The organism is Paenibacillus sp. FSL F4-0097 (assembly GCF_038593125.1).
Lineage (GTDB): Bacteria > Bacillota > Bacilli > Paenibacillales > Paenibacillaceae > Paenibacillus_AQ > Paenibacillus_AQ odorifer.
The window spans coordinates 6,429,540-6,444,005 of sequence record NZ_CP151965.1; the positions used below are offsets into that span (position 1 = coordinate 6,429,540).

Annotated in this window: 10 protein-coding genes; 2 read left to right on the top strand and 8 right to left on the bottom strand. The window is 42.7% G+C overall.

The genetic code is table 11. The annotated features are described in order from the left end of the window. Nucleotides 1-15: 15 nt before the first annotated feature. The 5 genes from MHH86_RS28950 to MHH86_RS28970 all read right to left on the bottom strand — a co-directional run bounded on the left by MHH86_RS28950 (nucleotide 16) and on the right by MHH86_RS28970 (nucleotide 5,509). Nucleotides 16-765 carry a prepilin peptidase gene (locus tag MHH86_RS28950; RefSeq protein ID WP_342479565.1) on the bottom strand — a complete coding sequence of 250 codons (750 nt, stop codon included), beginning with the start codon at nucleotides 763-765 and terminating at the stop codon, nucleotides 16-18. Between the two features lie 108 nt (nucleotides 766-873). After that, nucleotides 874-1,356 carry a type II secretion system protein gene (locus MHH86_RS28955; RefSeq protein WP_076222341.1) on the bottom strand — a complete coding sequence of 161 codons (483 nt, stop codon included), beginning with the start codon at nucleotides 1,354-1,356 and terminating at the stop codon, nucleotides 874-876. A gap of 190 nt (nucleotides 1,357-1,546) precedes the next feature. Further along, nucleotides 1,547-2,752 carry a type II secretion system F family protein gene (locus tag MHH86_RS28960; protein WP_076144668.1) on the bottom strand — a complete coding sequence of 402 codons (1,206 nt, stop codon included), beginning with the start codon at nucleotides 2,750-2,752 and terminating at the stop codon, nucleotides 1,547-1,549. Beyond that, a complete protein-coding gene (locus MHH86_RS28965) occupies nucleotides 2,752-3,801 on the bottom strand; it encodes a type IV pilus twitching motility protein PilT (RefSeq protein ID WP_342479566.1) in 1,050 nt (349 codons plus the stop codon). The genes MHH86_RS28960 and MHH86_RS28965 overlap by 1 nt, the downstream gene beginning before the upstream one ends. Nucleotides 3,802-3,844: 43 nt before the next feature. Beyond that, on the bottom strand, nucleotides 3,845-5,509 hold the full coding sequence (locus MHH86_RS28970) for an ATPase, T2SS/T4P/T4SS family (protein WP_038573557.1): 1,665 nt from the start codon (nucleotides 5,507-5,509) through the stop codon (nucleotides 3,845-3,847). Nucleotides 5,510-5,873: 364 nt separating this feature from the next. On the opposite strand from MHH86_RS28970, the gene MHH86_RS28975 reads away from it, so the two are divergent. After that, on the top strand, nucleotides 5,874-10,475 hold the full coding sequence (locus MHH86_RS28975) for a DUF5057 domain-containing protein (RefSeq protein WP_076179801.1): 4,602 nt from the start codon (nucleotides 5,874-5,876) through the stop codon (nucleotides 10,473-10,475). A gap of 85 nt (nucleotides 10,476-10,560) precedes the next feature. On the opposite strand, the gene MHH86_RS28980 is transcribed toward MHH86_RS28975, so the two are convergent. From MHH86_RS28980 to MHH86_RS28990, 3 genes are read right to left on the bottom strand one after another with little or no spacing between them, the layout of a single operon-like run. Then, a complete protein-coding gene (locus MHH86_RS28980) occupies nucleotides 10,561-12,360 on the bottom strand; it encodes a hypothetical protein (protein ID WP_076179800.1) in 1,800 nt (599 codons plus the stop codon). Between the two features lie 14 nt (nucleotides 12,361-12,374). Beyond that, nucleotides 12,375-12,917, bottom strand: coding sequence for a prepilin-type N-terminal cleavage/methylation domain-containing protein (locus MHH86_RS28985; protein WP_076179799.1), 543 nt, complete (start codon nucleotides 12,915-12,917; stop codon nucleotides 12,375-12,377). Further along, nucleotides 12,901-13,449: a type II secretion system protein gene (locus MHH86_RS28990; RefSeq protein ID WP_076179798.1), complete on the bottom strand. Its 549-nt coding sequence runs from the start codon at nucleotides 13,447-13,449 to the stop codon at nucleotides 12,901-12,903. Before MHH86_RS28990 ends, MHH86_RS28985 begins: the two co-directional genes overlap by 17 nt. A 188-nt stretch (nucleotides 13,450-13,637) precedes the next feature. Between MHH86_RS28990 and MHH86_RS28995 the strand changes: the two genes are divergently transcribed. Then, nucleotides 13,638-14,426 carry an alpha/beta hydrolase family protein gene (locus tag MHH86_RS28995; RefSeq protein WP_076123851.1) on the top strand — a complete coding sequence of 263 codons (789 nt, stop codon included), beginning with the start codon at nucleotides 13,638-13,640 and terminating at the stop codon, nucleotides 14,424-14,426. Nucleotides 14,427-14,466 lie beyond the last annotated feature (40 nt).

Here is a 14,466-nt window from a genome sequence, read left to right on the forward strand (position 1 = left end):
GTGATCAATGTCCTCCTATCCGATAAGCGAGAGATACGCGCCGATGATGTGTGAGCCATATCCAAAACTAATTAAAGCTCCTATAGCTAACCATGGGCCGAAGGGTACCGGCTGTTTACGTTTGATTACACCGAGCAGCATCAGCAGTCCGCCCACCACGCTCCCAAGCAAACAAGCCACAAAAAAAGCCAAAATCACATTCGGAAAGCCAATCACCAAACCCAGCAGCGCAAATAACTTCACATCTCCAGCCCCCATGCCACCTAATAGAACAAAAGGGATAAGAACCCCTCCCCCAAGCACAGCTCCTAGCAGATGATGCCATATCGGTCCATCCGGAAATAGCAGTACAAGAATCAGCAGCAGCGGTAAAAAAAACAACAATACCTTGTTGGGAATCAGCATGTACTTCAAATCCGCAACCGTCACGATAACCGCTAAACTTACAAGAATGAACCCGATGATTCCCTTACCCGTCAGGCCAAATTGTAAATACACCCATAAAAAAAGCAAACCCGTTGCCGCTTCTCCAAGCGGGTATAATGGCGATACCCTTGTGCCGCAGTATCGGCACTTGCCTCCTGACAGCAGGTAGCTTAGCACCGGAAACAAATCCCGCGCTTTCAGCCGCGTGTTGCAGTTCGGGCAATGTGACGGCGGATTAAGCAAGGATTCCTTGACCGGCACCCGTAACGCCACTACGTTATAGAAGGAGCCTAGAATCAGACCCAGTAATGTGATGTAACTTGCGATAAATATCGTCATGGCTGTCCTCTATTAGCTTCTGGATTTTAAAAAAGGAATCGGGAAGTCCGATTCCTTAAGGATAAACCAAGATAATTCAGAAAAATAGAACATATATTTATAGAGTTATTACTTAGTCTTAGATTTCAAAACCTGCTCCGCTGTAAATGTACCCCCAGTAGTAGTACCTCCAGAAGTAATTGGTGTAGAACCTTCAGGTTGTGGAGATATCGATACCGAAGCCAATTGACCTTCCGGTGTATATGTTACAGTTCCTCCGCTGATTACCTTTTTCGAACTTGGGAGACTTAAAGGTTTATCCAAATACCCTTTATCTTGCATTTGGTCGATAGTTACTGTTACTGCATTTGTTGAATCATTAAATTTCCCATTGCTTTCACCAACAATATATAATCTGGAGGCATCATAAATTTGACGAGCAGTAGCAACATCAGAATCTTCTTTAGCATTCGATATTACATTCCCAATCAAAGGTATTGCAATAACCGCAATAATCCCCAAAATAACGATAACCGCCAGCAACTCGATCAGCGTAAAACCCTTTTGATTTTCCTCTTTGCTTAATCTTCTTTTAATCGCTTGTGCTAACATTTGATTTCCCCCTCTAAGTGGTGTGTGAGTGATAAAACCTATATTCTTCATTTCAGTGAATCCAACATCATCTTTCTTGTGCTTACGGAAACAGCTCGTCCATCGTCGTCTAATCGCCAGCGTAAGTTCGTGGATCTTGCCCCGCCTCCCCGGCGTCACCCCTCTCAATATATACAAGGAACCAAGAGGTTCACATATTACCGTACAGACTGAACATCGGCAGCATAATGGCAGCTACAATGACACCTACAACAGCAGCTAAAAAAGCAATCAGCAGCGGTTCAAGCAGCGATTTCAGACGGTCGACGGTATTCTCCACGTCCATCTCATAAAAATCAGCTACCTTGGACAACATCGTGTCGAGCGCCCCTGTCTCTTCGCCAATCGCTATCATCTGTGTAACTAGTGGCGGAAAGACCCAAGCTTTTTTTAGCGGCTCAGATAGTGGGTTTCCTTGTCTCAGCGAATCGCCTGCACTACGGATGAATCTCCCGATGACCTTATTTCCTGCTACCTCCTCAACAATCACCAAGGATTGTAGAATCGGTACAGAGCTGGCATAAAGAGAAGAAAAAGTGCGCGTAAACTGAGCAATCGAGCCCTTTTGATTCAGCTTGCCGAACACAGGAATTTTTAACTTGGCATAATCAAGGGCGTAAGCACCCTTTTCCGTACGTTTTGTAATCTGAAAAGCTATCACTAGGAGAAGTACTCCGAGTATCCAGAAATACCATTGACCTTGAATGCTTTTGCTAAGTGCCAAGACCATCTGTGTAATTGCCGGAAGCTCGGCATCCATCGATTCAAACATCGTTACAAACTGCGGCACAATCGCCCAAAGTAGATAGATAACCGCGGCAATCGCCATAACCCCTACGGTAATCGGGTACGTAAGCGCTGATTTTATCTTCTCTGTCGTGGTGTGCTGTTTCTCAAAAAACATAGCCAACCTGTCCAACGTCCCCTCAATATCACCGGATTCCTCACCGGCACGGATCATGCTGACAAATAGCTGCGGGAAGATTTTTTTATGATCCTGAACGGCTTGTGAGAACGATATCCCGCGCATCAGGCTGGAATTAACATCTACTAACGCTTTGCGCAGTGGCTTACTCTCGGTCTGCTCTGCCAAAATACGCGTTGCATCCACAATCGATACCCCCGCCCGCATAAGCGTGGCAAACTGCCTGCAATAAATGATGAAATGAAGCGGCTTAACGGGATTACCAATATAAATGTCCATCGATAAAATCGTGGTTTTGCGCTCAATCAGTGAAAATACCGTAAGTCCCCGCTTGCGTAGCTCCTCCATCGCCGTAGGTTTATCGGTTGCCGTTAGTTTCCCTTTGATAGATTTGCCTGCGGATGTCTTCACCTGATATTCAAAAAGAGGCATCAGCTGCTCACCTCCGCCATAAACGCCTTAGCTGCTGTTGGATCAATAAGCCCCTGCGATAAATAGTCACGGATGCTCATGTCCAATGTGTGCATGCCTTGTGAGCGTCCCGTTTGCATCACATTTTTGATCTGATGTGTTTTTTCGGTACGAATAAGATTGGCTACGGCTGGTGTATTGAGCAAAATTTCCGTAGCGCATAAACGCCCCCGACCTCCAGCCCTTGGGAACAACCGCTGACTGACTACTGCCAGCAGCACTGATGCTAATTGTGAACGAATCTGTCCCTGCTGATGTCCCGGAAAAGCGTCGATAATTCGGTCAATCGTCTGTGGTGCATCTGTTGTATGTAAGGTAGCCATCACAAGATGACCTGTTTCTGCGGCCGTAACTGCTGCTGAAATGGTCTCCAAATCCCGCATCTCACCAACGAGAATGACATCCGGATCCTGACGTAAGGCAGCACGTAATCCATTAGCAAAACTTGCGGTATCGCAGCCCACTTCACGTTGATCCACTAGACAGGTTCCATGGTTATGTAGAAATTCTATCGGATCTTCCAGAGTCACTATATGTTTGCTCTCCGTCTGGTTAATATAATTCAGCATAGCTGCAAGCGTAGAAGATTTGCCGCTGCCTGTGGGTCCTGTAACCAAAATTAGACCTTGTGGCTTAAGCGACAAAGTAGTTAAAATCGAAGGCATCGACAGCTGTTCCAGACTCGGAATCTCTGCAGGAATGGCCCGGGCGGCGATACTAACCTCGCCCCGCTGACGAAAAACGTTCACCCGGAATCTTACCCCACCATCAAGCGGATATGAAAAATCCAACTCGCCCGCATTCCGAAATGCTTCAATTCGTTCATTACCAAGTAGCGTTTTGGCCATATCTGCCGCTTCTTCAGCAGCCACGGATTCACCCTCAAGCGAGTGCAGCTTTCCATCCATCCGAATAACCGGCGGTGATCCTACGGAAATATGTAAGTCAGAAGCTTTGGAGGAGTAAGCCGTTTGTAATAGTTGTCTAATATCCCGCGTATACGTTGGCATTAGCCGCTCCCCCTAAGTCAGAATGCTAAATCCCTGTTAACCTCTAATGTGAGACCGTCTCGCGCATGACTTCTTGAAGCGTTGTAATTCCTTGACTGACCTTGAGCAGTCCGTCATCCATCAGTTGAACAAGCCCACGCGCTTTACCTGCTGCACGCAGTTCTTCTACTGAGGCAGTGTTTGTTATGAGCTGCCGTAAGTGATCATCAATACTGAGTACTTCATGAATCGCTATTCGTCCACGATAGCCAGAATTGTTACAGCTACCACAGCCGCGTCCACGCTGTAATTCTTCCGCAGGTAGTCCTAAGCTACGTAGCATAATTGCTTCCTGTTCAGATGGTTTGTAGGTTTCTTTGCAGTCAGTGCAGATTTTGCGCACCAGCCGCTGTGCTACCACACCAATCAGCGAAGAAGCGATCAAATAAGGTTCTACCCCCATATCCCGCAGTCGGGAGACGGAGCTAATCGCATCGTTTGTATGTAAAGTAGACAACACTAGATGACCCGTTAATGAGGCGCGAACAGCAATTTCTGCAGTTTCCGCATCCCGTATTTCACCAACCATTACGATATTCGGATCTTGTCGAAGAATCGAACGCAGCCCAGCTGCAAAGGTTAGTCCAATAGCCGAGTTTACGTGCACCTGATTTACTCCTTCAAGCTGGTATTCCACTGGATCTTCGACTGTGATAATATTTGCGCTTTCTACATTAAGTTGATTCAACGCTGAATATAAAGTTGTTGTTTTTCCGCTACCGGTAGGTCCTGTGATCAGCAAAATCCCATAAGGACGAGCTATCATCTCCTTAAAAGCTTCTGCATTCCCCTCACTGAATCCCAAAGCATCTATGGATTTGACCCCTGTGCTTAAATCTAGCAACCGCAGCACAATCTTCTCTCCGTGCATCGTTGGTAATGAAGACACACGAATATCTACCATTTTGTAATCGAACTGCATTTTGATCCGTCCGTCCTGCGGCAAACGCCGTTCTGCAATATTCAGGCGGGCCATTATTTTCAGACGGGCGGTGATAAAGCCCTGCATCTGCTTAGGAATAATCCGCTCTGTCCGTAAGGTTCCGTCAATGCGGTAGCGGATGGTTAAATTATTTTCACCTGGATCCATATGTATATCAGACGCCCGCAGAGCAACTGCCTGCTGAATCATCTGGTTGACCAAACGTACGATTGGGGAGTCCTCATCTGTAATCTCTGTCTCTTCTATTTCTTCCTGTGTCGGGAGTTCTACCAGCATCTGATTCATAGAATCGCGCATGCCATAGTGACGCGCAATCGCCCGCTGCAGCTCATCTCTCGTAGAAATAGCGGGTTCGATCCGGAAGCCAGTACTCATACGTAAATCTTCTATCGCAAAATAATCCAGCGGGTCCGCCATCGCAACCATCAGCTTGCCGCCCTCTTTTAAGAATGGAAGCACCTGATATCGCTTAGCCATACTTTCAGGGATTATCTGCGTGATTGCGGGATCTATCTGGTATTTAAATAAACTGACATGCGGGATGCCGAGTTGAAATTCAAGCACTTCAATCAACTGCTGCTCCGTAATATAGCCTTGAGAGATTAGCAGATCGCCGAGCTTACGTTTGCTCTTACGCTGTTCCGCGAGAGCCTCAAGCAACTGGTCCTGCGAAATAATATTATTTTCTACCAGCAAGTCTCCCAGTCTCTTTTTCGCGATAGCCAAGTCTATTCATCTCCGTATGCCGTTATTTATGCCGGCTGAAATAATGGATATTTTTTATAGAAATAGAAATCAAACTCCCAGCAAAATTCACTCAAAAACGAAAGACATAATTACCATAAATAGACCTTCCATAAATTTGTCAATTTTGAGTATTTTTCAATCTAACTAGGACTTTAGTTATAATTTAATAGGTATATTTCAATAGATTTATGTTGTCTATCAATGCTGAATGTCCTAGAATGTATATAACATAGATTGGATAATTTTACAACGACACGGAATGAAAAAGGCTGTCGGAATCTAGCATATACGAGACGGAATACGACCATATCTGCCAATAGTTAACAATCAGGGAGAGATGACAATGAAACTTGCCAGCAACAAAAAAGTTTTTATTTTTACAGTAACTACCCTGCTTCTCCTTCTGCTTGTTCTGCCGATCAAAAATCACTTTATGAATGTCGATGCCAGTTCAAATGAATACCAAATTCGTATGCTGGAGGTTACTGAGAGTGGGGTTAGTGAGCTTGCGTCTCTAAAAACAGGAATATCTAACCTTACCATTGACACGATGAGTATGAAGCGCTTTGTGGCGCTGCGGGATGATCTGGACGGAAGATATGATGCGGTATATATCGGGAAGGGGACTTACAATCCTGCACAGGTAAGTAATCAACAACCCGCCTCTGAGGAAAATAGAGCTAAGGCCCTTAATACCAAAAGTATGAAGAACGACATTACTCATCTGAAGGCTGATCAAATTACAAAGGAATTTATCAACAAGGGATTATATGTTTTTTTTCATAGCCAGCCCTTTAAAGACAAAGATGCAAAACCTCAAACTGAGCAAGGTATACTGTACAGCTCTTTTAACAGTTATCGTCTTTCCACCTCCAACCCAAATGTTAAGTTTGTAGATGACAGTGAACTCGCGGATATTTTTGCCGATTTAAAAAAACAAGACTCCAAATACATAAACGACTTGAAGAAACGCCCTCATCTACAAATTACGAATAGAATTCCCAACTATGACCCTAATGCAACTAACAGCAAAATCTATGTTCCTGGGGAGAAGCTTTCTTTTAATTTCAATGTCACCACACCCTCTACACAAAATAGTGCTCCGCTCTCAGTCAAACTGTACGTTGGTCTTGATAAATCCATCAAAATGGGAGAAAAACAGGTCGTTGCTGAAACTGAGATTAGTACATCCAGCGGAACTATTGAATACACTTTGCCAAAAACATACTCTGGGTTACTCTACTGGAAGCTAGAAGTTAATGATTACCACAGTACACAATTAAAAGACTTCGACAGCGGTGTAATTCGTTACCGTGGCGAGAAAACCATAGTAAATATTCTTCAGGTTATGCCTGACACTCTAACAGAAAGCAGCCTCCTGAACACTAGTAATATGAATCCGAATTTTCTCGATACATCTGACTATAAGCTCGATATAAAAATCAAAACGATGACTGAATTCAAAAACTATATTGATGACAGCTATGCTGCAACACATAGTTACGGACTAAATGGCACTTATGACATGCTCATCTTTGGATTTGTAGACGAATACTACAAAAAATCTAATTTAAACACTAATGCGATCAACGCTATTACACAATTTACTGGTACCTTCAAGCAAAGCGCCTTGTTCACTCACGATACCATCATTAATTTAGATGCAAATAAAAAGAACTGGATCAATAATTTCATGGGGATTACTGGTCAGGTGAATCCTGAGACCAACTTAGGCCATAATGCCATCAATCTTTCCACCAAGGTTAAGCCGGTGAATGACGGGCTTTTGATGCAATATCCTTTTTATCTAAGCAAGAGGGACGACAGCAACCAGCAAATCGATATTTCCACACCACAAATTGCACCAACACATAACCAGTACTTCACACTTAATTTGGAAGATCCTGAAGTAGTATCTTGGTATAACATTCAAAGTGAAGCATCAGGTACGAGGATAAAACCAAATGGAGAATATAATCAATACCAACGTGATACCGAGGATAGCTGGAATCAATATTACACATATTCCAAAGGAAATATTACCTACTCAGGTACAGGTCACTTTTTTGGAGTAAGTGATATTCCAGCCAATCTAAAGAAATTCCCGGACTGGGAACAACAATTGTTCGTTAATACTATGTATCGTGCTTTTATTGGGGCCAATCATGCTCCAGAGATTACCGTGCATACGCCGGCTAATGATTCATCGATTCCGTCTTATCAAGAAACACTCCTTGTCGACTATACAGTAACTGATTTGGACTTTAACGATCGTGATCTAACAACTGAAGTCCGTTTCAAATCAGGGAACACGTACTTTCCCAAGATTGAAATAAGTAAGATGAACATCAAATCCGGTCAAAATATATATAGAACAGTTGACAATCCGCTTCCAAACGGAGGTCTACTCGACATCGAAATTAAAGCTTGGGATCAAAATGGTGCGCTCTCAAGTAAAACGCTCAGAGTAAATGTCCTGCCGTCAAACACCAATTTGAGTGTAACACGATCTCTCTCTCAGAATGTTGTGAATGGCAAAATAGAAAAGGGAGAACCGGTCACTCTTAGTTATTCCATCACCCCAAAATCTGTACCGTTTGATAAAGTCGGCACGGTCAACCAGACCTCTAACACACAATTAATATCGGATATTGTATTTACCGAGAATCTCCCACCTAACCTGGAGATTTCAGGAGAATTACCTGCCGGTACGATCGTCACTGGAAATGCAACCAGTGGATTTAGATTGACACGCAATCTAAATGACATAACCTATTCATTAAAAACGGTGAACGGCGCCCAAATCTATAAACCAGACTCTGAACAGCCTATAACGTTCCAAATCACAGTTAAACCGACCGAGACCCAAACCTATATTTTAAATGATTCCAAACTTAGTTATATCGATATTCATGCCACATTGCCACCGCTAGGAATCTTAGGTAAATACAATGCACTTATCCTTCATACCACTTCACTTCGTGGTGGAACTATCAAGGGACCACTGGCTTCCGGGGGAACAGTCAACTTCAACAACGCGGGTATTACAGTAAATGAACAATTTAAAGACCAAGTGCCATATGGTATTGTCACGGGCGGAGATGTTTCCCTTCCTGAAGGAACAGTTTACGGAAACCTAATGGTTAAAGGCACCGTTAAAGACCAACGTCCTGGTTCTATCCAAAATGGTACCATCAATTACGGAGAACTTCTCGATTTCAACAAGCAAGAGAGTTATCTCCTTGGACTCTCTGATGCTATTGCCAAGCTGCCTTCCAATGCCACGGCGACTCATGAATACGGAAAACTTACGGTCACAGGTAACTCAGATATCAATATTGTTAATATTTCTAGTTCAGCGTTAAATACGCTTAACAGTTCCGAGCTTAAGGTTCCGCAAGGATCAACGGTAATTGTTAATGTACAACAAGACAGTAACAGTGAACCATTCTTACATTTCCCACTGGGGAGCGACGGTAGCCGTGTGCTATACAACTTCCCTAACGCCAAGCCTTTGCTAATTTCCCAAGCCAACGTATACGGAACCATTCTGGCACCACGATCTACTATAAACTTTGATGGAGGACAGGTGTATGGAACAATCATTGGAGCTTCAATGAATATGAGTAGTGCCACTTTATACCATTTCCCTTTTGCCGGTAGCCTACCAGCGGAAATCTATCCGCTACCTGTTCCAATCCCAACAGATCCTTCATCGACTAATTTAGCGCGGACTACAATTTCGTTTGAGACTTTAACTTTTACAGCCGAATATAAGATTAACGCCCTGCAATTGGATGACAAAACTATTTATGTAGGAGATGAGATTCGACTAATCCCAATAGTTACGCCTTCAGATTTAAGTAATTCTGCATTCCTCTGGACAACTAGTAATGCTTCAGTTGTGCAAATAGACTCCAACAGTGGCGATATTATCGGTTTGGCCAAAGGATCAGCACAAGTCACTGTTAAGGCTCTTGATGGTAGCGAAGTTACTGGTACTGCATTCATAACTGTAGAAAAACGTAATTCTCGTTCTCTATCAATTAAAGGATATGAAACAGGGAGAATCTATGAATCCATTACGTTAAGTGCCTCGTACGTTCAAGACAGTAAAGAACCTGAGACCAACATAACCTATATCTGGTCCGTTAAAAACATTACCTCTGGGGCAAGCACTGCTGTAATTAATACCAATCCAGAGTATCCCGGTGATGATACCGAAAAGATTTTCAGTGCGACGCAGTCAGGAACTTACCTAGTAAGTCTTACTGTAAATTCAAGTAACCCGGTTCCAATTACCCAAGAGAAAACCATAACAGTTACTAACCCACTAACCTCATTGTCGATTACAGGTCCAACAACGGTATTGATAGGAGGGCAAATCGATCTAAGCGCAAGTAGAAATCCTACGTATGCTGATCCAGCAACGCTAAGATGGAGATTCGTGAAATCAACGGATAAAAATATTACGGATGACACTATTACGAATGATCATATTGCTACTCTTACGCCTTCTAGTGATGGCTCAACCGCTAAATTGACGGCTGGTGATACCGCTAAAGAAGGACTGCTGATTGAGGTTTCATTCAAAGATATGACTTCAACACATGAGGTTAACATCGTTGAGTTAACGGGAATAAGATTTAAAGAACAGTCTATTACTATTGAAGTGGGTCATACTTTCCAATTAACCAATATTTTATGGGCATTCCCAACCTCCGTCTCGATAAAAGACATCAAAGATAACTTGAGCTGGGTAAGCGACAATTCTTCAATCGCCAGTGTCGATAATGGAACCAATATTGATACCAGAGGAATTGTTACCGGTGTCAAAAAGGGATCAACCACCATTACAGTGACTTATACCGGAAGCACAGGCACAACAGCAGAAGCAGATATTACGGTTAAGGTTGTAGAACCCCAGAATGACGATCGTTACTAATCTTTACATTTAAAAATAAGAAACTTCCAACGAAAAAAAGGGTATCCCTAAGCACTCGCTTAAGGATACCCTTTTTCAATTGGTCTCAATGACTCACAAGCTCCAGAGGGCCTACAGTTACATTCACCTGCTGCACACGCGGGAGGCTAGACTGCTGATGAGTAAAAACATCCTGATTATATTGAATCTGAAAACGGTGACCCAAATTATATCGATCCGCATCCTGATTTTCAAAATTAAAGCCGAGAGCCGGATCTAAGGGCTCAGTTACTCCTCCTAGTACTGCGTTTACTGTAAGATTCCCTTTGGCAAAGAAGCCACCATTTAACCAAAAGATTGACCCCACTCCGTACAAATCAGCGTCACTATCCGTGTAAAAAAAAGCTTTCATATAAAATGAATCCTGCTCAACTTTTTTCTTAGGTGGATTAGTAAAAGTATCAATTCGGTTAATGAGCACATCTCCTTGAGATATGAGGACTAACTCCTTACTACTTAAACCTTGGATCACGGCATCCTCTACTTTCGTTTCTCCTAAAACAAACATAGTAGAGTTGAATTTCACCTGACCTTTAATAGTAACATTACCTGTAACTAGAATATTAGCTTGTATCTCCAAAATTTTAGTTATATCTGGGCTATAGTTATTTACCTCCAGATCACCATTAACAATAAGCCATTTGGGCTTATTAGAAGGATTACCTGTTTTGGCTTCATCACTAAACTTTAACTGTTTGTAATCAATTCCATCGATAAGCAGATTACCGTTATAAAACGTAGAATTATTCAAATCTTTATCCAACAAGGAGTTCTGATATATTCTCAATTGTTCTTCGTATTGGCTGCACTCTAGTTCATACTTATCCTTTTCTTCTTTTGTCGGATTATCTTCAAGTACTGGCTCAGTGTAGGGTGGATTCTCATCGGGTAGTCTATCTAATGTTGTTGTGCTTAAATAATTCCCCAGTTGATTATCCTTAATAGCTTGCTTAAGTTCAGACCTTTTCCCGGTCAACCCTGTCGCTTCCTCCACTTTATCAAGAAACGATTCCAGCACATTAATCTGCACGAACTTTTTTTGCGGTTTGATAAACACCTGCTCTTTATTAACTCCCAGTATGTTAGGAAGAATAATTGAGGCGTTGTTTTTATTTACTGCTGCATTAATAATTCCATTTCCGGAATATTTAATACTTTCAAGTGATTGCACATGCACCTCAGGAAGAGGTTCCGTAGATGCTAGACTGGCAGGGTCTTTTAGTAATTCTACTTTAGGATATTGAGTCTTTTCTTTAAGATCTTTCACTTTCTTATACGTATAAACAGCCGTATCGCTGATGTTTAGTTCTTCACCCGCATATATATTGCCATGGAGACCAGGTGCTCCGTTTAATGTTAATACTTTTTCCGATCCAAAAGCATATTTAAGAAAATCAGGATAGGTATCAATGACTATCTTTTGTCTCAGCTGTCTGATGACGCCATTAACTGTGGCTTGTGCTTCAATATCGACATAATATTTTTGCTTATCCTGCTTCTCATAGGTGATGCTTTTGATCGTACCGCCAGCTCCAGATAGCCCCGTACTTACGCCATTGTTAACGCCGACAACTTTGGTGGTCACCTCATTAACAATACTTTTAATCTCATCTTCCATATGATCAGGATCAATATCCGTACGCCCGTCCAACTTCGTCTGTATGTATGCCGCTGCTTCATCGAGCCCCTTTTGAGCCAGATGCAGGCTCTGCACGTCGTTTTCCCTTGTCTCCGTTCGTTGTGCGCCACCCATCGTTGCCCCGAGTACAGCTACTCCGAGTATAGTAAGTAGAAGAGCAACAAACATAACTAATACTAGGGCTGAGCCTCTTTCATTATTCTTCATCCCTCCTGCTCCTCCTAGAATCCGAATTTACTTTTCAACTCCAATGGGTAATCCCTTCCGTCGTAGCTCTGAACTAGCGATAAATCTATAGATATCAAGCCGCTATCACAAGGGATGCTATTCTGACACTCTAAAGTTATAGCAGAATCCTGTTCTAATTTAGATATCGTCTCAGTTCTTGCATCTACTGGTGGATCGACTACATCAGGATTTGCTATTGTAAGAGCACCATTAACAATACGAATCTGAGACTTAGTTCCATCCTGACGTTCTAACGTAATGTAGCTATCAATAATAGTCCCTGAATCATTTTTGAGAATAGTTGGAGTGACCTTCTCAGGAGCAAATGTATACAACTCCGTTATAATTGCGGACATTAACAAATCACCTTCGTCTCGTAATGAGTTTTCAATCGAAATTTTATGATAGCTTCGTAAGCCCAGCATTGTTATCCCCGAAATAATTCCTGCTGCAACTGTAAACAATGATAGTGCCACAATTAGCTCTACTAATGTAAAGCCGCCTTCTCTGCGAAGAAGATTAACGAATTTTCTCATCGGTAATATATCCCTCCACAACAGGTTCACTTTGAGGTCCGCCAGAAGAATCCGCTCTGCTGACTTTGACCAACACAGGCAACAAATATACTGCCATCTTCTGTTTCTCCGGATCACTAGATTCCAAGCTTTGGTTATGTAGATCACGCTGATATTTAATATCTATCTGATAGTTCACACCATTTATTGCAGGATTCAAAACCTGGTTTAAGATTTCTGTATCCTGAACAAGCCCTTTGTAATCCTCACACTTCAGAGAATCATCCGTATCCTTTTGGCATTTTTCAGCCTCTATCGCATCTTCCCCTTGCGTAAAAAATTCCTTCATCGCCTTAAAATCCTGCTTCTCCACATAAAACAGTGCATTCCGCGCCAGATTGACCATAATCGTTTTGTTCTGGTTCGATTTAGAGTAACTCATGGCGTTAGTAAAGTAAGACGTAAGCACCAGTGAAACTATCGATAAAATTACAATAGCTGCCAGCACTTCGATTAATGTAAATCCTTTTTCCTGCTTTAGGCCCGGTTTCATCCTACTTTCCGCCTCTCGCCTATGAAAATACTTTTCGTATTTGCACGTTTTTCCTAAATTTTCTACTTCCATTATATTCTCTCATATCCAGCTACAGCAATCCTCAAAACCCTTATAATTCAGATATTTCTACAATATCTCTCCCTTTTGGTCTATGCTATGATTTGGAAAGAGAGGAGATGAATGAAATGGCTTTAATAGAGTGCAAATTTTATTCTGAAGTACTAGGTTTGAATACCTCAATGACTGTAATTTTGCCGCAAAAAACAACTACACAAATCGGGATGAGTAATGTAACAAGAGGTGATCTTCACCCTACTTTGTATTTACTGCATGGCTTGTCTGACGATGATTCGATCTGGCTGCGCCGGACTTCCATAGAACGGTATGTAGCGGAGATGGGGATAGCTGTGGTAATGCCAAATGTGCACCGCAGTTTCTACACAGATATGGCCATGGGGGGCCGTTATTGGACCTTCATTAGTGAGGAGTTGCCGATGCTGGCGCGCTCATTTTTCCCGCTTTCCGATAAACGCGAGGAGAACTTTGTAGCCGGGTTGTCGATGGGTGGTTATGGAGCGATTAAGCTGGGACTGCGTAAACCGGAATCTTTTGCAGCAGCAGCGAGTTTGTCTGGAGCACTTGATATGGCGCATAATTTCTTGAACGGGGAAGGTGCTACCACTAAAAGCAAAGAATACGAAATGATCTTCGGAAAAGAAGATACCGCTGGAACGCCGGAAGACCTTCTTTGGCTGCTTGAGGAAGTGAACCGCTCCACGGGGCCAAAACCAGCGTTGTATCAATGCTGTGGCACAGAAGATTTCCTATATACCGATAACTTGAGATTCCGCGATGCCTGCCAGGCAACCTCACTTTCTTTAACCTATGAAGAAGGTCCGGGGACACATGAATGGGGATACTGGGATGCCAAAATCCGCGATGTGCTGGCATGGCTACCTTTAAAAAGTAACTAGCTGTACTTAATAGACCACAAAAAGATGCAGCCATAAGCTG